This is a genomic window from Eubacterium sp. OM08-24 (assembly GCF_003438075.1).
Lineage (GTDB): Bacteria > Bacillota > Clostridia > Oscillospirales > Acutalibacteraceae > Ruminococcoides.
The window spans coordinates 137,022-156,975 of the sequence record NZ_QSTA01000002.1 but is presented as its reverse complement, the minus strand read 5'-3'; the positions used below and the strand labels follow the sequence as shown (position 1 = coordinate 156,975).

General features: G+C 42.6%; 35 protein-coding genes. 32 read left to right on the top strand and 3 right to left on the bottom strand.

Going from position 1 to position 19,954, the window contains the following annotated elements:
- Position 1 precedes the first annotated feature (1 nt).
- Entirely contained in the window at positions 2-1,192 is a 1,191-nt protein-coding gene (locus DXC23_RS05740) for a PLP-dependent aminotransferase family protein (protein WP_117705202.1), read from the bottom strand.
- Positions 1,193-1,205: 13 nt separating this feature from the next.
- Positions 1,206-2,108 (bottom strand): DUF5655 domain-containing protein, encoded by a 903-nt coding sequence (locus DXC23_RS05735; protein WP_117705201.1) that lies wholly within the window; start codon positions 2,106-2,108, stop codon positions 1,206-1,208.
- 364 nt (positions 2,109-2,472) lie between these two features.
- Here DXC23_RS05735 and DXC23_RS05730 point away from each other — a divergent pair, with 364 nt between their 5' ends.
- Together DXC23_RS05730 and DXC23_RS05725 are read left to right on the top strand one after the other, a co-directional pair.
- Positions 2,473-3,321 (top strand): transketolase, encoded by an 849-nt coding sequence (locus DXC23_RS05730; protein WP_117705200.1) that lies wholly within the window; start codon positions 2,473-2,475, stop codon positions 3,319-3,321.
- On the top strand, positions 3,321-4,268 hold the full coding sequence (locus DXC23_RS05725; protein ID WP_117705199.1) for a transketolase family protein: 948 nt from the start codon (positions 3,321-3,323) through the stop codon (positions 4,266-4,268). Before DXC23_RS05730 ends, DXC23_RS05725 begins: the two co-directional genes overlap by 1 nt.
- Before the next feature lie 714 nt (positions 4,269-4,982).
- On the opposite strand, the gene DXC23_RS05720 is transcribed toward DXC23_RS05725, so the two are convergent.
- A complete protein-coding gene (locus DXC23_RS05720) occupies positions 4,983-5,498 on the bottom strand; it encodes a cob(I)yrinic acid a,c-diamide adenosyltransferase (RefSeq protein WP_117705198.1) in 516 nt (171 codons plus the stop codon).
- A gap of 488 nt (positions 5,499-5,986) precedes the next feature.
- Between DXC23_RS05720 and rpsJ the strand changes: the two genes are divergently transcribed.
- From rpsJ to rpsD, 30 genes are all read left to right on the top strand, one after another.
- A complete protein-coding gene (gene rpsJ, locus DXC23_RS05715; protein ID WP_022234099.1) occupies positions 5,987-6,298 on the top strand; it encodes a 30S ribosomal protein S10 in 312 nt (103 codons plus the stop codon).
- 75 nt (positions 6,299-6,373) lie between these two features.
- Positions 6,374-7,006: a 50S ribosomal protein L3 gene (gene rplC, locus DXC23_RS05710; RefSeq protein ID WP_022234100.1), complete on the top strand. Its 633-nt coding sequence runs from the start codon at positions 6,374-6,376 to the stop codon at positions 7,004-7,006.
- Positions 7,007-7,022: 16 nt separating this feature from the next.
- Entirely contained in the window at positions 7,023-7,646 is a 624-nt protein-coding gene (gene rplD, locus DXC23_RS05705) for a 50S ribosomal protein L4 (RefSeq protein ID WP_117705197.1), read from the top strand.
- On the top strand, positions 7,643-7,936 hold the full coding sequence (gene rplW, locus DXC23_RS05700) for a 50S ribosomal protein L23 (RefSeq protein WP_117705196.1): 294 nt from the start codon (positions 7,643-7,645) through the stop codon (positions 7,934-7,936). Before rplD ends, rplW begins: the two co-directional genes overlap by 4 nt.
- Before the next feature lie 78 nt (positions 7,937-8,014).
- The gene (gene rplB, locus DXC23_RS05695) at positions 8,015-8,848 is read left to right on the top strand and encodes a 50S ribosomal protein L2 (RefSeq protein WP_117705195.1); all 834 of its coding nucleotides are present in this window, start codon (positions 8,015-8,017) and stop codon (positions 8,846-8,848) included.
- Positions 8,849-8,870: 22 nt separating this feature from the next.
- A complete protein-coding gene (rpsS, locus tag DXC23_RS05690) occupies positions 8,871-9,143 on the top strand; it encodes a 30S ribosomal protein S19 (RefSeq protein WP_022234104.1) in 273 nt (90 codons plus the stop codon).
- Positions 9,144-9,163: 20 nt separating this feature from the next.
- On the top strand, positions 9,164-9,502 hold the full coding sequence (gene rplV / locus DXC23_RS05685) for a 50S ribosomal protein L22 (RefSeq protein WP_117705194.1): 339 nt from the start codon (positions 9,164-9,166) through the stop codon (positions 9,500-9,502).
- A gap of 14 nt (positions 9,503-9,516) precedes the next feature.
- A complete protein-coding gene (gene rpsC, locus DXC23_RS05680) occupies positions 9,517-10,188 on the top strand; it encodes a 30S ribosomal protein S3 (protein ID WP_117705193.1) in 672 nt (223 codons plus the stop codon).
- Complete coding sequence (gene rplP, locus DXC23_RS05675) at positions 10,188-10,607, top strand: 50S ribosomal protein L16 (protein ID WP_117705192.1); 420 nt, start codon at positions 10,188-10,190, stop codon at positions 10,605-10,607. The genes rpsC and rplP overlap by 1 nt, the downstream gene beginning before the upstream one ends.
- Positions 10,607-10,810 (top strand): 50S ribosomal protein L29, encoded by a 204-nt coding sequence (rpmC, locus tag DXC23_RS05670; RefSeq protein ID WP_022234107.1) that lies wholly within the window; start codon positions 10,607-10,609, stop codon positions 10,808-10,810. The genes rplP and rpmC overlap by 1 nt, the downstream gene beginning before the upstream one ends.
- A 17-nt stretch (positions 10,811-10,827) precedes the next feature.
- The gene (rpsQ, locus tag DXC23_RS05665) at positions 10,828-11,085 is read left to right on the top strand and encodes a 30S ribosomal protein S17 (RefSeq protein ID WP_022234108.1); all 258 of its coding nucleotides are present in this window, start codon (positions 10,828-10,830) and stop codon (positions 11,083-11,085) included.
- A 32-nt stretch (positions 11,086-11,117) separates the two neighbouring features.
- Positions 11,118-11,486 (top strand): 50S ribosomal protein L14, encoded by a 369-nt coding sequence (rplN, locus tag DXC23_RS05660; RefSeq protein WP_022234109.1) that lies wholly within the window; start codon positions 11,118-11,120, stop codon positions 11,484-11,486.
- Between the two features lie 16 nt (positions 11,487-11,502).
- On the top strand, positions 11,503-11,820 hold the full coding sequence (gene rplX, locus DXC23_RS05655) for a 50S ribosomal protein L24 (RefSeq protein WP_022234110.1): 318 nt from the start codon (positions 11,503-11,505) through the stop codon (positions 11,818-11,820).
- A gap of 14 nt (positions 11,821-11,834) precedes the next feature.
- Positions 11,835-12,374: a 50S ribosomal protein L5 gene (gene rplE / locus DXC23_RS05650; RefSeq protein WP_117705191.1), complete on the top strand. Its 540-nt coding sequence runs from the start codon at positions 11,835-11,837 to the stop codon at positions 12,372-12,374.
- A 12-nt stretch (positions 12,375-12,386) separates the two neighbouring features.
- Positions 12,387-12,572 carry a type Z 30S ribosomal protein S14 gene (locus tag DXC23_RS05645; RefSeq protein ID WP_022234112.1) on the top strand — a complete coding sequence of 62 codons (186 nt, stop codon included), beginning with the start codon at positions 12,387-12,389 and terminating at the stop codon, positions 12,570-12,572.
- 21 nt (positions 12,573-12,593) lie between these two features.
- The gene (rpsH, locus tag DXC23_RS05640) at positions 12,594-12,992 is read left to right on the top strand and encodes a 30S ribosomal protein S8 (RefSeq protein WP_117705190.1); all 399 of its coding nucleotides are present in this window, start codon (positions 12,594-12,596) and stop codon (positions 12,990-12,992) included.
- Positions 12,993-13,005: 13 nt separating this feature from the next.
- Positions 13,006-13,548, top strand: coding sequence for a 50S ribosomal protein L6 (gene rplF, locus DXC23_RS05635; protein WP_117705189.1), 543 nt, complete (start codon positions 13,006-13,008; stop codon positions 13,546-13,548).
- A gap of 17 nt (positions 13,549-13,565) precedes the next feature.
- Positions 13,566-13,925, top strand: coding sequence for a 50S ribosomal protein L18 (gene rplR, locus DXC23_RS05630; RefSeq protein ID WP_022234115.1), 360 nt, complete (start codon positions 13,566-13,568; stop codon positions 13,923-13,925).
- A 17-nt stretch (positions 13,926-13,942) separates the two neighbouring features.
- On the top strand, positions 13,943-14,440 hold the full coding sequence (gene rpsE / locus DXC23_RS05625; protein ID WP_022234116.1) for a 30S ribosomal protein S5: 498 nt from the start codon (positions 13,943-13,945) through the stop codon (positions 14,438-14,440).
- Between the two features lie 17 nt (positions 14,441-14,457).
- Positions 14,458-14,628: a 50S ribosomal protein L30 gene (rpmD, locus tag DXC23_RS05620; protein ID WP_117705188.1), complete on the top strand. Its 171-nt coding sequence runs from the start codon at positions 14,458-14,460 to the stop codon at positions 14,626-14,628.
- An 18-nt stretch (positions 14,629-14,646) separates the two neighbouring features.
- Complete coding sequence (rplO, locus tag DXC23_RS05615) at positions 14,647-15,090, top strand: 50S ribosomal protein L15 (RefSeq protein ID WP_117705187.1); 444 nt, start codon at positions 14,647-14,649, stop codon at positions 15,088-15,090.
- A complete protein-coding gene (gene secY / locus DXC23_RS05610) occupies positions 15,091-16,395 on the top strand; it encodes a preprotein translocase subunit SecY (protein WP_117705186.1) in 1,305 nt (434 codons plus the stop codon). It begins immediately after the preceding gene.
- 36 nt (positions 16,396-16,431) lie between these two features.
- Positions 16,432-17,064 (top strand): adenylate kinase, encoded by a 633-nt coding sequence (locus DXC23_RS05605; protein ID WP_117705185.1) that lies wholly within the window; start codon positions 16,432-16,434, stop codon positions 17,062-17,064.
- Positions 17,065-17,066: 2 nt separating this feature from the next.
- The gene (gene map, locus DXC23_RS05600) at positions 17,067-17,819 is read left to right on the top strand and encodes a type I methionyl aminopeptidase (RefSeq protein WP_117705184.1); all 753 of its coding nucleotides are present in this window, start codon (positions 17,067-17,069) and stop codon (positions 17,817-17,819) included.
- 9 nt (positions 17,820-17,828) lie between these two features.
- Positions 17,829-18,068, top strand: coding sequence for a KOW domain-containing RNA-binding protein (locus DXC23_RS05595; RefSeq protein WP_022234122.1), 240 nt, complete (start codon positions 17,829-17,831; stop codon positions 18,066-18,068).
- A gap of 14 nt (positions 18,069-18,082) precedes the next feature.
- Positions 18,083-18,301: a translation initiation factor IF-1 gene (infA, locus tag DXC23_RS05590; RefSeq protein ID WP_022234123.1), complete on the top strand. Its 219-nt coding sequence runs from the start codon at positions 18,083-18,085 to the stop codon at positions 18,299-18,301.
- A 40-nt stretch (positions 18,302-18,341) separates the two neighbouring features.
- Complete coding sequence (gene rpmJ / locus DXC23_RS05585; RefSeq protein ID WP_015523208.1) at positions 18,342-18,455, top strand: 50S ribosomal protein L36; 114 nt, start codon at positions 18,342-18,344, stop codon at positions 18,453-18,455.
- A gap of 68 nt (positions 18,456-18,523) precedes the next feature.
- Complete coding sequence (gene rpsM / locus DXC23_RS05580) at positions 18,524-18,892, top strand: 30S ribosomal protein S13 (RefSeq protein WP_022234124.1); 369 nt, start codon at positions 18,524-18,526, stop codon at positions 18,890-18,892.
- A 15-nt stretch (positions 18,893-18,907) separates the two neighbouring features.
- A complete protein-coding gene (rpsK, locus tag DXC23_RS05575) occupies positions 18,908-19,309 on the top strand; it encodes a 30S ribosomal protein S11 (RefSeq protein ID WP_022234125.1) in 402 nt (133 codons plus the stop codon).
- 32 nt (positions 19,310-19,341) lie between these two features.
- Positions 19,342-19,938, top strand: a complete 597-nt coding sequence (rpsD, locus tag DXC23_RS05570) for a 30S ribosomal protein S4 (protein ID WP_117705183.1) — start codon at positions 19,342-19,344, stop codon at positions 19,936-19,938.
- Positions 19,939-19,954: the final 16 nt, after the last annotated feature.

The following is a 19,954-nucleotide window of genomic DNA, read 5'->3' as shown; positions in this document are numbered from 1 at the left end:
TTTATTTCAGCTTGCTGTTTGCCAGCTCACCGAGTATCTTAATTCCTTTTTCAAGCTGTTCGTCTGTCGGCGTTGAAAAGTTGATTCTAAAGCTGTTGCATTTTTCGTTTTCGTCTGTAAGAAAAGCGTTTCCCGGTACTACGCATACCTTTTTGAGCACTGCCTCTTTACAGAATGACGGCATATCAATGCTTGCGGGCAGGTCGCACCAAATGAAAAGTCCGCCGTCAATTTTATGATATGTGATTGCCGGACTTGCGTATTTGTCAAGTAAATCCATACAGAACTGAGCTTTCTTTGTGTAGAGCTTGCGTAATTTCTCAAGATGAGCGTTGAAATCGTACTTTGTAATGAACTCATCGCAAACATACTGTGACCAAATGTTGGTGTGCACATCACTGCCCTGCTTGCATACAACGAGCTTTTGGAAAATAGGCTTTGGCGCAATGCAGTACGCAACACGCATACCCGGTGAAATTACCTTTGAAAAAGAACCGCAGTAAATTACGATTTCGTCCTCGTCAAAGCTCTTGATGTTTGGGATAAATTCGCCGCTGTACCTTAAATCCCCGTAAGGGTTGTCCTCAAGAATAAGCACGCCGTATTTTTTCGCAAGCCCATAAACAGCCTTGCGTTTTTCAAGGCTCATTGTAACGCCCGATGGATTTTGAAAGTTTGGTATTGTGTATATAAACTTAGCGTTTTTGTTGTCTTTAAGTGCCTGCTCAAGTGCAGGAATGCTCATTCCGTCAGGCTCAACGGGAACTCCCACGAGCTTTGCGTTGTAACTTCTGAATGTGTTGAGCGAACCGATAAATGACGGTGCCTCGCAAATAACCACATCGCCCTCGTTTACGAGCGCCTTTGAGCATAAATCCATAACCTGCTGAGCGCCTGTTGTGATTAAAATGTCATCGCCATCTCTGCCTACATTATGCTCCTTTTTCATATACTCGGTAAGGTGTTGTCTGAGGGGAGTGTATCCCTCACTTACACTGTACTGTAAGACAGAAATAGGATTTTCGGCAAGAACCTTTGCAGAAATTTCGGCTATTTCCTTTGCAGGAAAAGCGTCGGGTGAGGGATTGCCTGCCGAGAGAGAAACCACCTCGGGGTCTGCCGCATATTTAAAAATTTCTCTGATTGCACTTGGCTTAAGGTTAGAAACCCTGTCGGAAAATGTATATTCCATTTAAAAAATCTCCTTAGTTTTCATTATAGGCTCTGTCTAATAAAGGCTTAGCTTTTTCAAAATCTTCAACAGATTTTAAATTTATACGCAAATCGCCTGTACCCCAATGCCCTTTATTTCGTACATCTTCAATGAACCCCTGTGCTAAATCAACAGTATCCGGATTTAATCTCAGATGTAAACAAACATTATTGCGATACACTTCAGCACAAATTATGTTGCGAACTTTTTTAAATGCTACATATAATTTCAATCTATTTTCAGAAACATCGTCACCTAAGGACAAAATATAATCACGAACAGAATAAAATAAATTTTGATTTTTTATACCAGCCTCATTAAAATACTGGTCAAAATCTTTATCTTTCGAATTACTTTTTTTAGTTTGTTTCACAAAACCATCATCAAATTCTATTGGCTGTACCTGAGGAGCATTAAGATATTCTAGAGAAATCAAGTCATTTCCAAATTTTTTATATTTCACTAGCTTAATGTTCCTTTGCATTTGATTGACTGCGTGTTCATCAAATTTCGTAAAATCATTTGCTACGCATATAACACAAGGCATACTCCAATCAATTTTATCTGCCTGCTCACTTCCGAGTGTATCCATAACTAGAAGTTTAAAATCTGCTTTATGGTCAAGCAACCAATCAAGATAGAATAGTCCTTGATTTATTACATTTTCGTTTACACTACGCTTATATTCAAAAATAACAGGACAATTATTTTCATCAATTCCAATGCTATCCATACGACCATTAGTTATACGGTACTCTGATTTAAGAAAAGTAACGCCAAAAAAGGTAGACATGTTTTGTTCAAGTAATTGTTGTAATTCTTTTTCAAGAGGTACTTGATTAGAATTAAGCTCCTTAACTTGACCTTTTAAAGAAAATAATTTTATATCAGCCATAGATTCACCTCCGATGATCATTTTGTTATTTAAGACATTTGTTGAACCTTTTTAAAAATTGCAAAAAGTAAACTTATAAAAATTAACTATAAACCACATTATATTATAATACAACAAAGAAAAATATTCAAGCTACCGAGCGGCAAAAGCTATAATTTGTGCTTTAATTTTTAAAAAGCATTGCACAAAATGCTTACAATTATTTTGCAAATTAACAGAATTTTAAAACGAAAGCCAAAAACTCGCAACTAAATTCAGTAAAATAGTTCTTAATTCTAATAACGAAAAATAATTTATTTCAATTATGTTACTATGTATATGAAATTGATTACTTCTATTTAAGGTTAATCAGGAGGATAATGGAATGGACAGTTCAGAAATCAAGCAGCTCCAAATTCTTGCAACAAAGGCAAGAATGGGAGCAATTCTCGGCACTTTTTGTGCTAAGTCGGGACATCCGGGCGGTAGCCTTTCGGCAGCGGATATTTTCACATATCTCTACTTTAAGGAAATGAATGTTGACCCTAAGAATCCTAAGTGGGAGGACAGAGATCGTTTTGTTCTTTCAAAGGGTCACTGTTGCCCAAGCCTTTATGCAGTTCTTGCACTTAAGGGCTATTTTGAGTGGGACGAGCTTACAAAGCTCCGTCATGTAGGCGCAATGCTTCAGGGTCACCCTGATATGAAGGGTACACCCGGTATTGATATGAGCACAGGCTCACTCGGACAGGGTATTTCAGCAGCCTGCGGTATGGCACTTTCTGCAAAAATCAGCAACAAGAGCTATCGTGTATATTCTGTACTCGGTGACGGCGAGGTTGAAGAAGGTCAGGTATGGGAGGCTGCTATGTTTGCCGCTCACAATAAGCTTGACAATCTTGTGATTTTCGTTGACCAGAACGGTTTACAGATTGACGGTACAGTTGACGAGGTTGCAGGCATTGAGCCGCTAGACAAAAAGTTTGAGAGTTTTGGTTTTGAAGTGTTTAAGATAGACGGTCATGACTTCAATCAGATTGAGGACGCACTTAACAAGGCAAGAGAAGTTAAGGGCAAGCCTGTTGCTATCCTTGCAAAAACAGTAAAGGGCAAGGGCGTTTCATTTATGGAAAATCAGGTTGGCTGGCACGGCACAGCTCCTAACAAAGAGCAGTACGATCAGGCTACAGCCGAGCTTCAGGCTGAAATTGACAGATTGGAGGGCAACTGCTAATGGCTGAATCAAAGAAAATTGCTACTCGTGAGAGCTTTGGTATGGCACTTTGCGAGCTTGCTAAAACTAACGAAGACATCGTTGTTTTTGACGCTGACCTTGCAGCAGCAACAAAGACAAGTATTTTTAAAAAGGAATTTCCTGAAAGATTTTTTGATTGCGGTATTGCCGAGGGCAATATGGTAGGTGTTGCAGCAGGTCTTGCAGCAGCAGGCAAAATTCCGGTAGCCGCATCTTTTGCAATGTTTGCAACAGGCAGAGCATTTGAGCAGATCAGAAACTCGGTTGCTTATCCGCACCTTAATGTTAAGATTGCAGGCAGCCACGCAGGTATTTCTACAGGTGAAGACGGCGCAACTCATCAGTGCCTTGAGGATATCGGTATTATGCGTACAATTCCGGGTATGGTAGTTATCAACCCTGCCGACCACTACGAGATGGTGGCTGCAACAAAGGCAGCTATCGAGTACGACGGTCCTGTATATATCCGTCTTGGCAGACTTGCTATTGAGAGCTTTAACGACCCTGAAACTTATACATTTGAACTTGGCAAGGGTATTACACTCCTTGACGGTGACGATGTGGCAGTTATTGCAACAGGTCTTTGTGTAAATGAGGCTCTTAAGGCTTGTAAGCAGCTTAAGGAAGAGGGCATTAACGCTCGCCTTATTAATATTCACACAATCAAGCCTATCGACAGAGAAATCATCGTTAAGGCAGCAAAGGAAACAGGCAGAATTATCACTATTGAAGAGCACAATGTAATCGGTGGTCTTGGTGACGCTGTATGTTCAGTTGTCAGTGAAGAGTGCCCTGTAAAGGTTACTAAGGTTGGTGTAAACGATTGCTTTGGTTACAGCGGTCCTGCACTTGAACTTCTCGATAAGTTTGAGCTTACCGCTCCGCACCTTGCAAAGAAAATCAAGGCAGCGGCTCAGGATAAGTAATTTAAAATCAAATAGATTTGTATTTACCGCTCGACAAAAATTGTCGGGCGGTTTTTTCTTGTGAAATGTTGTGTTAATAGTAAGAAGTGTGGTTTAACACACAAAGTTTAGTTTAATAAATTCAAAATTTAGGTCAACCCTTTTTAAAGGGTTGCGGGTTTGGGCAGAGCCCATAAAATAATAAAAATGCACTGATTTTTACTGATTTTTAATAAAAGCAAACAGTTGCAATTACATCATAAAAAGAACAAACTTTAGACTAATCAAGGTTTTAAGATATAACAAAAGTAAAGACTAATGAGTGGCAGAGAGTGAGAAAGTCGCACTTGAGTAGTCTTAGAGAAAATGTACTCTAAAGGATGCAAAAGTTTGCGTGTGCTGCTGATTTGCCATTGAAAAGCGGGAAATTAGTAGTTTAGTAGCGTGGCTTTCCTTTTTTATTTTGTTTTCGCATTTAATTTTGCTTTTGCATTTAAAGGTATTCGCCGTTATGTTCAAACAGCCAAACAGTAAGGCGTTTGGCTGTCAAAATTTGCGATAGCATAAAGTTTTGTGGGTAATGCCCACAACCTTTGAAAAGTTTGACCAAACTTTTAACTTCGGGACGGAAACATTTTTTTGCCGTACTTTGTTGCCCGACATATAATCTGTTAAACCGTTATTTACACCGACTGCCTACAAAAAACCGAAAAAAAGAACAGCCTAAGCTGTTCTTTAAAATTCAATTCCTATTCTGCCTGTAATGCCTTTGTCATAGGGATGCTTGATTTTCTTAAATTCCGTAATATAATCGGCGCAGTCCATAAATTTCTTTGGCGGATTGTGTCCCGTCATAACAATTTCCATACTTGACGGCGCATTTGTAATAAACTCGTAAACCTCGCTCTCGGAAAGCATATGGGCATTGATTGCCTCAAACACTTCGTCAAGCACAACCATATCGTATTTTTCTGTGAGCGCTGTTGTAACGGCACTGTCAAAAATGCCCTTGAATATCTTTGCCGCCTGTGCCTTTTCTTTATCGTCCATCTCAAAGGTGAATTTCAGCTCAAGCGGACAGAATGTAAGAGTAACATTTTCGGTATGGCTCAGTATATGCCTTTCTCCCGAAAATTCAGTTTTTAAAAACTGCACAAACAGCACTTTCATTTTACTGCCTGCCGCTCTTACAGCAAGACCGATTGCGGCTGTGGTTTTGCCCTTGCCGTCACCGTAATAAATGTGTTTCACAAAAATCAACTCCAAAACTCTATATAGGTATAATTATATATGTTTAAGAGTGATTTGACAATAATGTCAAATTGCACAAAAACTCGGTTTAAAATTCTCAAAAGTTCTCTAACACTATATTTGCGAAATACTTGAAAAAAAGGGGAACATATTGTATAATAATGCTTGCGTGACTGCAATATAGATATGCGATGAAGCGGGAGGTTGCGGCTGAAACAGGCCGGTTTTTCCGTGGAGTATGTCCGATTTTAAACCGGGCGATTTACAATGAAACACTGAACATACTTTGGCATAGGGGTTGCTGTGTCTGTAACTATGTTCAAAACGCTTTCAGAACGTCCCGGTTAACTGAATAGTTAAACGGGTTTTTTAATGCAGGGTGGTGAAACACCCGGCTGTGTTATTAAAAAAAGTTCTAAAGCGAACGCCCGCCAACTAACGAAGAGTCGGTAAAACGGCTCGGCAAAATTTTCAAGGAGGCGACGATAATGGCAGTCAAGGAAAAGATTAGAATAAGATTAAAGGGTTACGATCATCAGCTCGTTGATCAGTCAGCTGAGAGAATCGTTGCAACAGCAAAGCGTACAGGTGCCAGAGTTTCAGGTCCTGTTCCACTTCCAACAGAGAAGCAGGTTGTTACAATTCTTCGTGCTGTTCATAAGTATAAGGACAGCCGTGAGCAGTTTGAGATGAGAACTCACAAGCGTCTTATCGACATCTTAAGACCGTCAAACAAGACAGTCGAAGCTCTTATGAGCTTAGAGCTCCCTGCCGGCGTTGATATCGAGATTAAATTATAATCCGTACCAACCTACAAGCAGACAGGGTCAAGTTGGTGAAAACCAACCAATAACCTAACAAGGAGGATACATTTTATGCAGAAAGCAATCATCGGCAAGAAAATCGGTATGACACAGATTTTCGATGAAAAGGGAGTATTCGTTCCCGTAACTGTTATCGAAGCAGGCCCATGTGTGGTTACAGCTAAGAAAACAGTTGAAAACGACGGCTACGCATCAGTTCAGCTCGGTTATGGCGACTTGAAACCACATAAGGTTACAAAGCCAATGAAGGGCTTTTTTGACAAGAACGGTGTAGCACCAAAGAAAACTCTTAAAGAATTCCGTTTTGCTGACACAGACGCTTACAATGTAGGCGATCTCGTAAAGGCAGACGTATTCACCCCTGGTGACAAGATCGATGTTACCGGCAAGAGCAAAGGTAAGGGTACAGCAGGCGTTATTAAGCGTTGGAACTTCCAGCGTCTTAAGGAAACACACGGTACAGGTCCTTGCGTTCGTCACGGCGGTTCAATCGGCGCTTGTTCATCTCCTTCAAGAGTATGGAAGGGCAAGAGAATGGCAGGCCATCTCGGCGCTGAGCAGGTAACAGTACAGAACCTCACAGTTGTTAAGGTTGACGCTGAAAACAACCTTATCGCTATCAAGGGTGCTGTTCCAGGCCCAAACAAGGGAATCGTTGTAATCAAAGATTCCGTAAAGGCTTAAGGAAGGGGGATTATAAATGCCTAATTTTGCAGTAGTAGATATGGAAGGCAAGCAGGTTGGTTCTATCGACCTTAGCGAGTCCGTATTCGGTATTGAGCCAAACACAGCTGTTATGCATCAGATGGTTGTAAACTATCTCGCAAACCAGCGTCACGGCACACAGTCTGCTCTTACAAGAGCTGAGGTTTCAGGTGGCGGCAGAAAGCCATGGAGACAGAAGGGTACAGGCCGTGCAAGACAGGGTTCAACTCGTTCACCACAGTGGACACACGGTGGTATCGTATTTGCTCCAAAGCCAAGAAGTTACAGATTTACTGTAAACAAGAAAGTAAGAAGACTTGCTATGAAGTCAGCTTTCTCAGCTAAGGCTATGGATAAGGAAATCATCATTGTTGATTCAATCGCAATGACTGAGTACAAAACAAAGAAAATCGCTGCTATGCTCGAGGCTATCGGTGCAGAGAAGAAAGCTCTCATCGTTCTTCCGGAGAATAACAGCATGATCGTAAAGTCAGCATCTAATATTCCTGGTGTTAAGACTGCACAGGTAAACACACTTAATGTTTACGATATTCTTAATGCAGGCACACTCGTAATCGCTAAGGATGCTGTAAGCAAGATTGAGGAGGTATATGCATGATTGCTCAGGATATCGTAATTCGTCCGATTATTACAGAGAAGAGTATGTCAGGTGTTTTAAACAAGGTATATACCTTTGAAGTTGCTAAATCGGCTAACAAGATTGAAATCGCAAAAGCTTGCGAAGAGCTTTTCAAGGTTGAGGTTGCTAAGGTTAATACAGTAAGCGTTCGTGGTAAGTTCCGCCGTCAGGGCAGAAACAACGGCGGTTACACAAAGAGCTGGAAGAAAGCAATCGTAACACTTAAAGAAAACAGCAAGCCTATCGAATTTTTTGAAGGCATGATGTAAGCCTGAAAAATTATTCAGGCAGAATGTATGGGAAAGAGCCATTTTCCCGCAAAGCCATCATGAGGAGAGTGAAACCAAATGGCAATTAAAGTATTTAAGCCGACCATTAACTCCAGAAGAAATATGTCGGTTACAGATTATTCTGTTCTTTCAAAGGTTGCACCTGAAAAGAGCTTACTCGCTCCTTTAAACAAAAAGTCAGGTCGTAACAGCTACGGCAGAATTACTGTTCGTCACAGAGGCGGCGGTAACCGTAGAAAGTATCGTATCATTGACTTCAAGCGTCAGAAATTTGATGTAGAAGGCACAGTTAAAACACTTGAGTACGATCCAAACCGTTCAGCATTCATCGCTCTTATTGAGTATACTGACGGTGACAAGGCTTACATTATTGCTCCGGAAGGACTTAAGGTAGGCGATAAAGTAACAGCAGGTGAGAACGCAGACATTAAGCCGGGTAACGCATTACCGCTTACTGCTATTCCTGTTGGTACATTCATTCATAACGTAGAGCTTTATCCGGGCAGAGGTGCTCAGCTTGCTCGTTCAGCAGGTAATATGGCACAGCTCATGGCTAAGGAAAACGGTCTTGCACTTTTAAGACTTCCTTCAGGCGAGCTCAGAAACGTTCCTGAAAGCTGCATGGCTACAATCGGCCAGGTAGGTAATGTTGATCACGAGAATGTTAAGATCGGTAAGGCCGGTCGTAAGAGAAACATGGGTTGGAGACCTACTGTTCGTGGTTCTGTAATGAACCCTAATGACCATCCACACGGTGGTGGTGAAGGTAAATCTCCGGTTGGTCGTCCGGGACCTGTTACTCCTTGGGGTAAGCCGGCACTCGGTTACAAGACTCGTAAGAACAACAAGAGCAGCGACAAGCTTATCGTTCGCAGAAGAAACGGTAAGTAAGGCAGAGAAAGGAGCTTAAATTATGAGTAGAAGTACTAAAAAGGGCCCTTTTGTTCAGCCTGTATTGCTTAAAAGGGTTCAGGAGATGAACGAAAAAGGCGAAAAGAGAATTCTTAAGACTTGGTCAAGAAGCTCAACAATTTTCCCTGAGTTCGTTGGTCACACATTCGCAGTTCACGACGGTCGTAAGCATGTTCCTGTATATGTTACAGAAGATATGGTTGGTCACAAGCTCGGTGAGTTTGCTCCTACCAGAACATTTAAGGGTCACGCTGGATCTAAGACATCTAAGTAAGCGGAAGGAGAGTATTGCAGATGGAAGCTAAAGCAATTGCAAAATTTGTTCGTATCTCACCCCGCAAGGTAGGCGTTGTTCTTGACCTTATCAGAGGTAAAGACGCTAAATATGCGGAAGCTGTTCTCAAGCACACTCCTAAGGCCGCTAGCGAGCCACTTTTAAAGTTGCTCCATTCAGCTATGGCTAACGCTGAGAATAATCATGATATGGATGTATCAAGACTGTATGTTGCAGAATGCAACGCAACAGCAGGCCCCATCCTTAAAAGAATTCGTCCAAGAGCACAGGGCAGAGCGTTCAGAATTAACAAGAGAACATCTCACATCAGCCTTGTCCTCAAGGAAAAAGAAGACTAAGGGGAGGTTTAAATATGGGTCAGAAAGTTAATCCGCACGGTTTGCGTGTCGGTGTAATTAAAGATTGGGATTCCCGTTGGTTTGCAGACAAGAAGAACTTTGGTGCAACACTCGTTGAGGATTATAACCTCCGTAAAACACTCAAGGCTCAGCTCTACAACTTCGGTATTTCAAAAATTGAAATTGAGCGTGACGGCAAAAAGGTTAAGATTAGCATTCACTGTGCTAAACCGGGCCTTGTTATCGGTAAGGGCGGCGCTGAGATTGAAAAGCTCAAGGCTCAGTGCGAGGCTATGCTTAAGAAGCCTGTTGCTATCAATATTGTAGAAGTAAAAGCTCCTGAGCTTGACGCTCAGCTTGTTGCTGAAAATGTTGCTCAGCAGCTCGAAAAGAGAATTTCATTCCGTCGTGCTATGAAGCAGTCAATTGGTAACGCAATGCGTCGTGGCGCTAAGGGTATTAAGATTATGTGTTCAGGTCGTCTTGGCGGCGCTGAAATCGCTCGTTCAGAGCAGTACCACGAGGGTACTATTCCGCTTCAGACACTTCGTGCTGACATCGACTACGGCTTTGCCGAGGCTAACACTACTTACGGTAAGGTTGGCGTTAAGGTATGGCTCTACAAAGGCGAGGTTTTAAACGAAGTTAAGTCAAGAAAGCCACGCAGAGAAGGAGGCAGAAAGTAATGTTATTACCAAAGAGAGTTAAGTACAGAAGAGTACACAGAGGTCGTATGACAGGTAAGGCTCTTCGTGGTAACAAGGTTACTTACGGTGAGTTCGGTCTTCAGGCAACAGAGCCTGCATGGATCACTTCAAACCAGATCGAGGCTGCCCGTGTCGCTATGACTCGTTACTGCAAGAGATTCGGTAAAGTATGGATCAAAATTTTCCCTGACAAGCCTGTTACTGCAAAGCCTGCAGAAACTCGAATGGGTTCAGGTAAAGGTTCACCTGAGTATTGGGTAGCCGTTGTTAAGCCGGGCAGAGTTATGTTTGAACTCGGCGGTGTAGATGAAGCTACTGCAAGAGAGGCTCTTCGCCTTGCTGCAAATAAGCTTCCAATTAAGTGCAAGTTTGTTAAAAAAGAGGAGGGTGAGCAGTAATGAAAGCATCAGAAATTAGAGAAATGTCTGTCGAAGAGCTCGAGTTAAAGCTCGCAGACCTCAAGGAAGAGTTATTTAACCTTCGTTTCCAGCTTGCTGTTAATCAGCTCGAAAACTCATCCAGAATCGGCGCCGTAAAGAAAGACATCGCAAGAGTTTCTACAATTCTTCGTATGCGTGAACTCAATGGCGCTGAGGCTTAAGAGAGGAGGACTTAACAGTGAGTGAGAGAAATATGAGAAAAGTTGTTGTCGGTAAGGTTGTAAGCAACAAGATGGACAAGACTATTGTTGTAGCAGTCGAGGACAGCGTAAAGCATAAGCTTTATAACAAAATTGTTAAGCGTACAGTTCGTTTCAAGGCACATGACGAGAACAACGAGTGTGGCATTGGCGACCGTGTAAAGATTATGGAGACCCGTCCTCTTTCTAAAGATAAAAGATGGAGACTCGTCGAGATTATTGAGAAAGCAAAATAAGTTGCGGCTTTTGAGAAAAGGAGGAATACACTGTGATTCAACAGCAGACACTTCTCAAGGTTGCCGATAATACAGGTGCAAAAGAACTTATGTGCATTCGTGTACTCGGCGGTACCAGAAGAAGATATGCCAACATTGGCGATGTAATCGTTGCTTCAGTTAAAAAAGCAGCACCCGGCGGTGTTGTTAAAAAAGGCGACGTTGTTAAGGCTGTCGTAGTTCGTTCTGCAAAGGGCGTAAGACGTGAGGACGGTACTTATATCCGTTTTGACGAGAATGCAGCTGTTATTATTAAGGAAGATAAGAACCCTAAGGGTACTCGTATCTTCGGACCAGTAGCAAGAGAGCTTCGTGATAAGGATTATATGAAGATCTTATCACTTGCTCCTGAAGTACTTTAATTGGAGGTGTCACAATATGAGTAAAGTTCATGTAAAAACAGGCGACACCGTTATCGTTATCAGCGGTAAGGATAAGGGCAAGCAGGGCCAGGTTCTTGCTGTCAGCCCAAAAGAAGGCAAGGTAATTGTTGAGAAGGTAAACATGGTTTCTAAGCATGTTAAGCCAAGAAAAATGGGCGAGCAGGGTGGCATCGTTAAGGCTGAAGGCGCTATGTACGCATCTAAGGTACAGATCGTTTGCCCTCGTTGCAAGAAGCAGACAAGAGTTGCTCACAAGATTTACGAAGACGGTTCTAAGGGCCGTGTATGCGCTAAATGTGGCGAAGCACTTTAAGGAGGATATAAGATATGGCAAGACTTAAAGAATATTATTCAAAAGAAGTTGCACCTGCTCTTATGAACAAGTTCTCCTATAAGAGCACAATGCAGATTCCAAAGCTTGACAAGATTGTTATCAATGTTGGCGCAGGCGAGGCAAGAGAAAATTCAAAGGTTATCGACGCTATTTCTAAGGACCTTGGTATTATCACAGGTCAGAAGGCACTTGTTTGCCGTGCAAGAAAGTCAGTTGCTAACTTTAAGCTCAGAGAGGGTATGCCAATCGGCTGTAAGGTAACACTTAGAGGCGAGAGAATGTATGAGTTCCTCGACAGACTTTTCAATGTAGCACTTCCACGAGTAAGAGACTTCAGAGGTATTAACCCTAACTCTTTCGACGGCAGAGGCAACTACAATATGGGTCTTAAAGAGCAGCTCATTTTCCCTGAAATTGAGTATGATAAGGTTGACAAGGTTCGTGGTATGGACATTTGTTTCGTTACCACTGCAACAACAGACGAAGAGGCTCGTGAGCTTTTAACACTTATGGGCGCACCGTTTTCAAAGTAAGGAGGGATTGTTGTGGCTAAGACTTCAATGAAAGTTAAGCAGCAGAGAGAGCAGAAGTTCTCTACAAGAGAGTACACAAGATGTAACATCTGTGGTAGACCACACGCCTACCTCCGTAAGTTTGGTATTTGCCGTATTTGCTTCCGTGAGCTCGCTTACAAGGGCGAAATTCCGGGTGTAAAGAAAGCAAGCTGGTAAGGACAAGGGAGGTAACATCTAATGCAGATTACAGATACAATTGCTGATTTACTTACAAGAATCCGTAACGCTAACTCAGCAAAGCACGATACTGTTGAAATTCCTTCTTCAAACCTTAAGAAGTCAATCTGTCAGATTCTTCTTGACGAGGGTTACATCAAGAATTTCACAGTTATAGAAGATGGTAAGCAGGGCGTTATTAAGGTTACTCTTAAATACGTTGACGGCAAGACTCCTGTTATCACAGGTCTTCGTCGTGTATCAAAGCCAGGTTTACGCATTTACAGCAATGTAGAAGATATGCCAAAGGTTATGAAGGGCCTCGGTATTGCCATCATTTCAACTTCAAAGGGCGTAATGACAGACCGTCAGGCTCGTGCTGAACATGTTGGCGGCGAAGTTCTTGCTTACATTTGGTAAGGAGGTACGATAAATGTCTCGAATTGGAAGAAAACCTATAAATATTCCCGCCGGTGTTACAGCTTCAATTGCTGACGGCGTTATCACTGTAAAGGGACCAAAGGGTTCACTTGATTTCAAGTACAACCCGGCTATGACAGTAGAAGTTAAGGGCGATGTAATCGAGGTTACTCGTCCTGACGACGCAAAAGAAAACCGTTCACTTCACGGCCTTACAAGAACACTTATTCACAATATGGTTGTAGGTGTTACAGAGGGCTACAAGAAGACTCTTGAGGTAAACGGCGTTGGTTACCGTGTTCAGAAGCAGGGTAACAAGTGCGTTATGAACCTTGGTTATTCACACCAGGTTATCGTAGAGGATACAGACGACATCAAGATTGAAGTTCCTGATCCAAACAAAATCATAATCACAGGCATTGACAAGCAAAAGGTTGGTCAGTTTGCTGCCGAGGTTAGAGAAAAGCGTCCACCGGAGCCATATAAGGGCAAGGGTATTAAGTACGATTATGAAGTTATCCGCCGCAAGGAAGGTAAAGCAGGTAAGGGTAAATAATTAAGGAGTGAATGACTATGGTAAGCAGACCTGAAACAAAAAAAGCACGCATTAAGCGTCATAAGAGAATCCGCAGCAAGATCAGCGGTACTGCTCAGTGTCCACGTTTATGCGTATTCCGCTCCACAAACAACATCTACGCTCAGCTTATTGATGACGTAGCTGGTGTTACACTTGCTCAGGCTTCAAGCCTTGACAAGAGCATTGAAGGCAATGGCGGAAACAAAGAAGCAGCTAAGGCAGTAGGCAAGCTTATTGCACAGCGTGCAGCTGAGAAGAATATCGTTGATGTTGTATTTGACAGAGGCGGTAACATTTATCACGGCCGTGTTAAGGAATTGGCCGAAGGCGCTCGTGAGGGCGGACTCAATTTCTAAGGATAGGAGGAATAACTTTGGCTAAAACAGTAGAAGTAACAGGCGAATTAAAAGAAAGAGTAGTTACTATCAACCGTGTATCAAAAACGGTTAAAGGCGGTCGTATTTTTAAGTTTGCAGCTCTCGTAGTTGTAGGCGATGGTAACGGCGTAGTAGGCTTTGGTATCGGCAAGGCTGGTGAGGTTCCTGATGCTATCCGTAAGGGCATTGAGGATGCAAAGAAAAACCTTATGAAGGTTTCACTTAGAGGTACAACAATCCCTCACGAAATCGTTGGTGAGTTTGGTGCAGGCAGAGTTCTTATGAAACCTGCTGCTCCCGGTACCGGTGTTATCGCAGGCGGCCCGGTTCGTGCCGTAATCGAGGCAGTTGGTATTAAGGATATCAGAACAAAGGCTCTTCGTTCAAACAACCCATGCAATGTTGTTAGAGCAACACTTGCAGGTCTTGCAGCTCTCAGAACTGCTGAAGAAGTTGCCGCAGTTCGTGGTAAATCTGTTAAGGAAATCGTATAAGAGGGAGGTTGTAAACTATGACAATTAAGTTAGTAAAGAGCCTCATCGGCTGTACAAAACCACAGATTGCAACCGCCCAGGCTTTAGGTCTGAAGAAAATCGGCGATGTAACAACTCAGCCTGATAACGCTCAGACAAAAGGCAAGGTAGCAAAGATTATCCACCTCGTAGAGGTTATCGAAGCATAAGCAAGGAGGTGCGTACTTATGAAGTTACATGAACTTTCACCGGTTGAGGGCTCAAAGAAGGACTCAAAGAGAATTGGCAGAGGTCACGGTTCAGGTTGGGGTAAAACAGCCGGCAAGGGACACAAGGGCCAGAAGGCTCGTTCAGGCGGCGGCGTTCGCCCGGGCTTTGAAGGCGGCCAGATGCCACTTCAGCGTAGAGTTCCAAAGAGAGGTTTCAATAACATTTTCGCTAAGAATGTTGTTGCTATCAACCTTAGCACTTTAAACAGAAAGTTTGAAGATGGTGCAACTGTTGATACTGAGGCTCTTGTAAACGCAGGCGTTCTTAAGAACGGCTTTGACGCTGTTAAGGTTCTCGGCAACGGTAAAATTGATAAAAAGCTTACAGTAAAGGTATCTGCTTTCTCCGAATCTGCTAAAGCAGCCATTGAGGCAGCAGGCGGAAAGGCAGAGGTGGTATAATTGTTAAAAACAATTAGAAATGCCTGGTCAATACCTGACCTTCGTAAGAAACTTTTATTTACACTTATGATTATCATCGTATTCAGAATCGGTTCAGTTATTCCTGTTCCGTTTCTGGATATGAAGGCTCTCGCCGATGCCATGAACGGTATGAACGAGGGCAATACAATGCTTGCATATCTTAATACATTGTCAGGCGGCGCTTTTGCAAATGCAACACTTTTTGCAATGGGCGTTACACCTTACATCAACAGCTCAATTATTATGCAGCTCCTCACTGTTGCAATTCCTCCTCTTGAGAGAATGGCAAAAGAGGGAGAGGCAGGCAGAAGAAAGATTGGTACAATCACTCGTTATGTAACAGTTGGTCTTGGTCTTATTCAGGGCTTTGCTTATTGGTTCTATCTCCATAATTCAGGCGTAACTGTTTACAGAGATGGTTTCTCACTCTGGTTCTCTGCTATTGTAATTATTCTCGTATTCACAGCCGGCACAGCACTTATGATGTGGCTCGGTGAGCAGATCAACTCAAACGGTATCGGAAACGGTATTTCAATTCTCCTTTTCGCCGGTATCGTTGCTCAGCTCCCATACACATTAAGTATGCTTGGTCAGTTCTGGGAACTTGCAGGCAAGGGTTCTACTCAGTTCTACTTCCTCGTTCCTCTCTGGATCGTTATCTTTGTTGCTATTGTATGGATTATCACATTTATGCAGGACAGCGAAAGAAGAATTCCGATTCAGTATGCAAAGAGAGTTGTTGGCAGAAAGATGTATGGCGGTCAGTCAAGTCACCTTCCAATCAAGGTTGCTCTCGGCGGCGTACTTCCAATCATCTTTGCAAGCTCAATTCTTTCTATCCCGGGTACTATTAATCTTTTCTTAAAGGTTAAAGACGGTTTCTGGGGTGCTTTCTTCAATGCATTTGATACAAGCGGTTGGCTTTACAATGTATTGTACTTTATCTTAATTATAATGTTCGCTTATTTCTATACTACTATTCAGTACAATCCGATTGAAATGGCAAACAACCTTAAGTCAAACAACGGTACTATCCCCGGTATACGTCCGGGTGCTCCGACAGCTGACTATATAAGAAACATTCTTTCAAGAATCACTCTTATCGGCGCTCTCTTCCTCGCAGTAATCGCACTTGTTCCAAGTGTTTACGGTTCTGCAACAGGTATGGGTCGTATGGCTATCGGTGGTACCTCAATCATCATTCTCGTAGGTGTTGCACTTGAAACAGTTAAGCAGCTCGAGTCACAGATGATGATGAGACATTATAAAGGTTTTCTTGACTAATTTCTTGACATATTGAAAGAAAAGGAGTATAATAAAATGAACATTATTATGTTAGGTGCTCCGGGTGCAGGTAAAGGCACTCAGGCTGCTGTACTTTGTGAGCATTTTGGAATTCCCACTATTTCAACCGGAAATATGATCCGTGAGGCGCTGAAAAACGGCACTGAGATGGGTTTGAAGGCTAAGTCTTTTATGGACGAAGGCAAGCTCGTTCCTGACGAGGTTGTTATCGGCATCGTAAAAGAAAGACTTTCACAGGATGACTGCTCTAAGGGCTTTATCCTTGACGGTTTCCCAAGAACTATTCCTCAGGCTGAGGCTCTGGATAAGATGGGCGTTGAAATTCAGTATGTTATCAACATTGATGTTGCCGACGAAAGAATTATCAAGCGTATGTCCGGACGCCGTGTATGTGAAAATTGTGGCAAGCCTTATCATCTTACAAACCTTCCACCAAAGGTTGAGGGCGTATGCGACGATTGTAACGGCACCCTTGTTCAGCGCAAGGATGACCACCCAGATACTGTACTTGCTCGTCTTGCTGTATATCACAAAGAGACTGAGCCTCTCGCAGCTTATTACGAGAAGCAGGGCAAGCTCATTAATGTAGAGGGTAAAGACGATGTAGTTTCTACTACAAAGCTTATCTTAGAAGCAATCGAGGCTTAAGTATGGTTATTGTAAAAACAGCACGGGAACTTTCTAAAATGAAAGATGCATGCAGAATATCAGCGGAGGCACTCCGTGTTGCAGGTGAGGCTGTAAAGCCTGGTATCACCACTTACGAAATTGATACTATTGTTCGCAAATATATCGAGAAACAGGGTGCTACACCCTCGTTTCTCGGTTATGGCGGTTTTCCTGCAAGTGCTTGCATTTCCGTAAATAATGTGGTTATCCATGGCATACCGAGTAAAAAACAGATTCTTAAAGAGGGCGACATTGTAAGCGTTGATGTCGGCGCATTTTACGAAGGCTTTCACGGCGATAATGCCTATACGTTTGCCTGCGGTAAAATCAGTGACGAAGCTCAGCGTTTGCTTGACGCAACTAAAGAAGGCCTTTTTGAGGGAATTAAAATGGCTGTTGCCGGAAATCGTGTAGGCGATATAGGCAGCGCTGTTCAGAAGTATGTCGAAGCTCGCAGTTACTCGGTGGTACGAGATTTTGTCGGCCACGGCGTAGGTGCGAAATTACACGAAGACCCAAGTATCCCCAATTACGGCACACCGGGCAGAGGCGTAAGACTGTTGCCGGGTATGACAATCGCTATTGAACCTATGGTAACTCAGGGCTCCTATGAGGTGCGTGTTCTTGATGATGAGTGGACTACCGTTACGGTTGACGGTAAGCTTGCCGCACATTTTGAACATACAGTAGCAATTACTCCTGACGGTCCTAAGATTATGACTCTTTGTGATTAAAGGTGATTTATGAACATTCAAAAGGGTAGCATAGTCAGAGCAAAGTCAGGGCGTGACAAAGGTAAATTTTTCCTTGTACTCTCGGTTGAGGGTCATTTTGCGTTTATAGCAGACGGTAAAACTCGTAAGCTTGAAAAACCGAAGAAGAAAAATTTACTTCATCTTGCGGCTACAACTGTAGTTTATACAGGTTCAGCAGAAACCAATCCGCAGATAAAACGAATTTTAAGTGATTTAAAAAACGACTAACGGAGGTTTAAGATATGTCCAAACAGGATGTAATTGAAATCGAGGGTATTGTAAGGGAGGCTCTCCCTAACGCACAGTTTAAGGTTGAGCTGCCTAACGGTCACGTGATCTTAGCTGTTATTTCAGGTAAATTGCGTATGAATTTTATCCGCATTTTGCCGGGCGACAAGGTAACGGTGGAAATGTCACCGTATGACCTGACAAGAGGAAGAATTACCTGGCGTTCTAAATAAGCCGGGGCAATACGACTTTTTAGAAAGGAATGATTAACTAATGAAAGTCAGACCTTCAGTAAAGAAAATGTGCGATAAGTGCAAAGTAATCAAAAGAAAAGGTAAGATTTTAGTTATTTGCGAAAACCCTAAGCACAAACAGCGTCAGGGTTAATTACCTTAACAACATTAAAACACAAACTACTAATTTAATTTATTGATTTTTAATGGAGGTGCAACTGAATGGCTCGTATAGCAGGTGTTGACTTACCAAGAGATAAAAGAGTTGAAATCGGTTTAACTTATATCTACGGTATCGGCCGTAAAACTGCAGGCGACATTATTGCTGCAACAGGTGTAAATCCTGACACTCGTGTCAGAGATTTGACAGAAGAAGATGTATCAAAGCTCAGAGAATATATTGAGCATCATTGTCGTGTTGAAGGTGACCTTCGCCGTGACATAGCTTATGATATAAAAAGACTTATTGATATTGGTTGTTACCGTGGCGTTCGTCACAGAAAAGGTCTTCCGGTAAGAGGTCAGCGTTCAAAGACAAACGCTCGTACTCGTAAGGGCCCACGCAAAACCATGGCTAACAAGAAGAAGTAAGGAGGGCAATGGATTATGGCAGCACCAAAGGGTGGTAAGAAAGTTATTCGCCGTCGCCGTGAACGCAAAAATATTGAAAAAGGCGCAGCACATATTCAGTCAACTTTTAACAACACAATTGTTACTATTTCTGATACACAGGGCAACGCTGTATCTTGGGCAAGTGCCGGTGAACTCGGTTTCAGAGGCTCTAAGAAGTCTACTCCGTTTGCCGCACAGTCAGCAGCAGAAACAGCTGCAAAGGCTGCAATGGAACACGGTATGAAGTCCGTTGAAGTATATGTTAAAGGTCCGGGACAGGGCCGTGAAGCTGCAATCAGAGCTTTACAGTCAGCAGGTCTTGAAGTTACTATGATTAAGGATGTAACTCCAATTCCTCACAATGGATGCCGTCCTCCTAAGAGAAGACGTGTATAGTATTTAAAATATTCTATTGGAGTGAAAATAAAATGGCAGTAAACAGAGATCCTATCTTAAAAAGATGCAGATACCTGGGCATTAGCCCTACTGTTGTAGGCATAAACAAGGAATCTTTCAGAAAGCCAAATGCAAATGGTAGAAGGAAGGTTTCAGAATACGGCTTACAGCTTAAAGAGAAGCAGAAGTTAAAGTTTATCTACGGCGTTCTTGAGAAGCAGTTCTATCACTACTATGAAATTGCTACTAAGATGGAAGGTCAGGCAGGTACTAACCTCATCGTTTGTCTTGAAACAAGACTTGACAACATCATCTTCAGAATGGGTATGGCTCAGACAAGAAGAGATGCAAGACAGGTTGTTACTCACGGTCATTTCCTCGTAAACGGTCAGAGAGTTGATATCCCATCTTACAGAGTTAAGGTTGGCGATGTTATCACAATCAGAGACAAGAGCAAGAACAGCGTTAAGTTTAAAGAAATTCTTGATAAGACAAGCGGCAGACTCTCACCAAAGTGGCTTGAGGTAAATAAGGAAGAATACACAGCAAAGGTTGTTGCTTTGCCGGGTCTTGAGGATATCGACTACGAAGTAGCTCCTCACCTTATTGTTGAGTTGTACTCCAAGTAATCCCTTTTTTCACAGG

What these genes read in the sequence shown, in the direction of transcription:
- rpsH (WP_117705190.1), top strand. Translation starts at nt 12,594, where the DNA reads ATGCAGATTACAGATACAATTGCTGATTTACTTACAAGAATCCGTAAC.
- rplX (WP_022234110.1), top strand. Translation starts at nt 11,503, where the DNA reads ATGAGTAAAGTTCATGTAAAAACAGGCGACACCGTTATCGTTATCAGC.
- rplC (WP_022234100.1), top strand. Translation starts at nt 6,374, where the DNA reads ATGCAGAAAGCAATCATCGGCAAGAAAATCGGTATGACACAGATTTTC.
- rpmD (WP_117705188.1), top strand. Translation starts at nt 14,458, where the DNA reads ATGACAATTAAGTTAGTAAAGAGCCTCATCGGCTGTACAAAACCACAG.
- DXC23_RS05605 (WP_117705185.1), top strand. Translation starts at nt 16,432, where the DNA reads ATGAACATTATTATGTTAGGTGCTCCGGGTGCAGGTAAAGGCACTCAG.
- rpmC (WP_022234107.1), top strand. Translation starts at nt 10,607, where the DNA reads ATGAAAGCATCAGAAATTAGAGAAATGTCTGTCGAAGAGCTCGAGTTA.
- rpsD (WP_117705183.1), top strand. Translation starts at nt 19,342, where the DNA reads ATGGCAGTAAACAGAGATCCTATCTTAAAAAGATGCAGATACCTGGGC.
- rpsM (WP_022234124.1), top strand. Translation starts at nt 18,524, where the DNA reads ATGGCTCGTATAGCAGGTGTTGACTTACCAAGAGATAAAAGAGTTGAA.
- rpsK (WP_022234125.1), top strand. Translation starts at nt 18,908, where the DNA reads ATGGCAGCACCAAAGGGTGGTAAGAAAGTTATTCGCCGTCGCCGTGAA.
- rpmJ (WP_015523208.1), top strand. Translation starts at nt 18,342, where the DNA reads ATGAAAGTCAGACCTTCAGTAAAGAAAATGTGCGATAAGTGCAAAGTA.
- rplV (WP_117705194.1), top strand. Translation starts at nt 9,164, where the DNA reads ATGGAAGCTAAAGCAATTGCAAAATTTGTTCGTATCTCACCCCGCAAG.
- map (WP_117705184.1), top strand. Translation starts at nt 17,067, where the DNA reads ATGGTTATTGTAAAAACAGCACGGGAACTTTCTAAAATGAAAGATGCA.
- rpsJ (WP_022234099.1), top strand. Translation starts at nt 5,987, where the DNA reads ATGGCAGTCAAGGAAAAGATTAGAATAAGATTAAAGGGTTACGATCAT.
- rplE (WP_117705191.1), top strand. Translation starts at nt 11,835, where the DNA reads ATGGCAAGACTTAAAGAATATTATTCAAAAGAAGTTGCACCTGCTCTT.
- rplP (WP_117705192.1), top strand. Translation starts at nt 10,188, where the DNA reads ATGTTATTACCAAAGAGAGTTAAGTACAGAAGAGTACACAGAGGTCGT.
- DXC23_RS05740 (WP_117705202.1), bottom strand. Translation starts at nt 1,192, where the DNA reads ATGGAATATACATTTTCCGACAGGGTTTCTAACCTTAAGCCAAGTGCA.
- rplR (WP_022234115.1), top strand. Translation starts at nt 13,566, where the DNA reads ATGGTAAGCAGACCTGAAACAAAAAAAGCACGCATTAAGCGTCATAAG.
- DXC23_RS05595 (WP_022234122.1), top strand. Translation starts at nt 17,829, where the DNA reads ATGAACATTCAAAAGGGTAGCATAGTCAGAGCAAAGTCAGGGCGTGAC.
- DXC23_RS05725 (WP_117705199.1), top strand. Translation starts at nt 3,321, where the DNA reads ATGGCTGAATCAAAGAAAATTGCTACTCGTGAGAGCTTTGGTATGGCA.
- DXC23_RS05730 (WP_117705200.1), top strand. Translation starts at nt 2,473, where the DNA reads ATGGACAGTTCAGAAATCAAGCAGCTCCAAATTCTTGCAACAAAGGCA.
- rplB (WP_117705195.1), top strand. Translation starts at nt 8,015, where the DNA reads ATGGCAATTAAAGTATTTAAGCCGACCATTAACTCCAGAAGAAATATG.
- rpsC (WP_117705193.1), top strand. Translation starts at nt 9,517, where the DNA reads ATGGGTCAGAAAGTTAATCCGCACGGTTTGCGTGTCGGTGTAATTAAA.
- DXC23_RS05735 (WP_117705201.1), bottom strand. Translation starts at nt 2,108, where the DNA reads ATGGCTGATATAAAATTATTTTCTTTAAAAGGTCAAGTTAAGGAGCTT.
- rplW (WP_117705196.1), top strand. Translation starts at nt 7,643, where the DNA reads ATGATTGCTCAGGATATCGTAATTCGTCCGATTATTACAGAGAAGAGT.
- rplD (WP_117705197.1), top strand. Translation starts at nt 7,023, where the DNA reads ATGCCTAATTTTGCAGTAGTAGATATGGAAGGCAAGCAGGTTGGTTCT.
- infA (WP_022234123.1), top strand. Translation starts at nt 18,083, where the DNA reads ATGTCCAAACAGGATGTAATTGAAATCGAGGGTATTGTAAGGGAGGCT.
- rpsS (WP_022234104.1), top strand. Translation starts at nt 8,871, where the DNA reads ATGAGTAGAAGTACTAAAAAGGGCCCTTTTGTTCAGCCTGTATTGCTT.
- rplO (WP_117705187.1), top strand. Translation starts at nt 14,647, where the DNA reads ATGAAGTTACATGAACTTTCACCGGTTGAGGGCTCAAAGAAGGACTCA.
- rplF (WP_117705189.1), top strand. Translation starts at nt 13,006, where the DNA reads ATGTCTCGAATTGGAAGAAAACCTATAAATATTCCCGCCGGTGTTACA.